Raw genomic sequence first — 1316 nt, 5'->3', positions numbered from 1 at the left:
GCCACGTTGTCCAGCCCGATCAGATCGGCCGTGCGCAGCGGGCCCATCCGATGCCCGAGGCACTGTTCGAACAGGGCGTCCACGGTCGCGGCGTCCGTGCCGGTGTCGAGCGTGGCGGCGGCCTCCGCGCCCCCGGGGGGGGCTGAGACGGGGGGGCGAGGGCGCGCCCCGGGGGGGCCCGCGGGGGGGGGCGCCCCGTGCCGCGGTCGCCTGCCGCGTGCTGCCCCGATAGGCGGCGGGGATGGACGGCGTGCATCGGACCGAGGTGGACGGGGTGGAGGCACAGTGGCGATTCGATCAGGACGGGGTTGGAATCATGCACGTACGCAACAACATCGACGGTACCCTGACGGCCGTGGGCACGGACCTGTCGCAGGCGCGTGAGCGACTGCCGGAACTGAGCAGACTGTGGGACGCGGTGCGGCACGACTTCTGGCGCGAATACTTCCCATCCAGCCGCTCGTTCCCGGCCGCGCACACCACGCGGTGGCTCGGATGACCCTGCGACGGCGGCGAATTGTGAACGGCGACCCGACGTGGTTGCGGGTCCGAGTGGTCTCGGAGCGCGCCACCCGAGGCGAATATCACCTGGTCCGCGACACCGCGCCGCCCTATCGATGGCTGCTGCTGGATATCGAGGACGGTGAATGCCTGTACTCGGCACTCACTTTGGACGAGATCGAGCAGTGGTTGAACGAATGATCCCCATCAGCGGAAGTTCTCGGCTACCAGTCGGATCGCTCCCATCAGTGCCGGTGTGAGCGGCTCACCCCGATCGGCGGCCGCTCGCACCGCCGCGATGCCCCCGCCGACGAACGCGCCGACGATCGTGGCGGCCTCGATCTCATCGAGCTGCTTCGGGAAGCTTCGCCGCAGCGCGTCCGCCAGCCGCTCCTGGGCGGCGAAGGTGCGCTGCAGCACGGCCCCGTAGAGCGACGGCACCGTGAACAGCAGGCGGGCCCGGGTCGCGCCGGTATCGTCCGGGTCGTCGTCGCGTTCTGTCGTCCTCATCGCCTCGAAGGCGCGCAGGAGGACGCCCGCCGGTGACTCGCCGCGCTTCGGCGCGCGCAGTACCCGCAGCCCGGCATCGATGATCTCCGTCCGGTCGCCGAGGATCAGGTCCTCCTTGGTGGCGAAGTAGTTGAAGAACGTGCCCGGGGAAACCTCTGCGGCGCGGGCGATTTCGGCCGTCGTGGTCTTGTCGTAGCCCTTCTTCTCGAACAGCTACAACTTCACCCTCGGCAACAGCATGCGTGTGTACAGCTCGGCGGAGCTGGACGAGTGGTCAGACAACGCGACCACCGAGATCGTCATCC

Annotated in this window: 4 protein-coding genes; 2 read left to right on the top strand and 2 right to left on the bottom strand. The window is 69.3% G+C overall.

Annotation, left to right across the window (positions count from 1 at the left end):
• Positions 1-284 (bottom strand): 3-hydroxyacyl-CoA dehydrogenase family protein (locus QH290_RS13665; protein ID WP_280383132.1); only part of this gene is annotated, 284 nt, incomplete at its 3' end.
• On the opposite strand from QH290_RS13665, the gene QH290_RS13660 reads away from it, so the two are divergent.
• Both QH290_RS13660 and QH290_RS13655 read left to right on the top strand, forming a co-directional pair.
• A complete protein-coding gene (locus QH290_RS13660; RefSeq protein ID WP_280383136.1) occupies positions 242-499 on the top strand; it encodes a hypothetical protein in 258 nt (85 codons plus the stop codon). The two genes, QH290_RS13665 and QH290_RS13660, sit on opposite strands and share 43 nt — an antisense overlap.
• Positions 496-702: a hypothetical protein gene (locus QH290_RS13655; RefSeq protein WP_280383130.1), complete on the top strand. Its 207-nt coding sequence runs from the start codon at positions 496-498 to the stop codon at positions 700-702. The genes QH290_RS13660 and QH290_RS13655 overlap by 4 nt, the downstream gene beginning before the upstream one ends.
• A gap of 6 nt (positions 703-708) precedes the next feature.
• Here the strand turns inward: QH290_RS13655 and QH290_RS37925 are convergent, their stop codons facing one another.
• Entirely contained in the window at positions 709-1224 is a 516-nt protein-coding gene (locus QH290_RS37925) for a TetR/AcrR family transcriptional regulator (protein ID WP_342213732.1), read from the bottom strand.
• Positions 1225-1316 lie beyond the last annotated feature (92 nt).

It is taken from the genome of Nocardia wallacei (assembly GCF_029869545.1).
Classification (GTDB): Bacteria; Actinomycetota; Actinomycetes; order Mycobacteriales; family Mycobacteriaceae; genus Nocardia; species Nocardia wallacei_A.
This window is presented reverse-complemented; position numbering and strand designations above follow the sequence as displayed.

Coding starts and splice junctions, on each gene's coding strand:
- QH290_RS13655 (WP_280383130.1), top strand. CDS start 496: ATGACCCTGCGACGGCGGCGAATTGTGAACGGCGACCCGACGTGGTTG.
- QH290_RS13660 (WP_280383136.1), top strand. CDS start 242: ATGGACGGCGTGCATCGGACCGAGGTGGACGGGGTGGAGGCACAGTGG.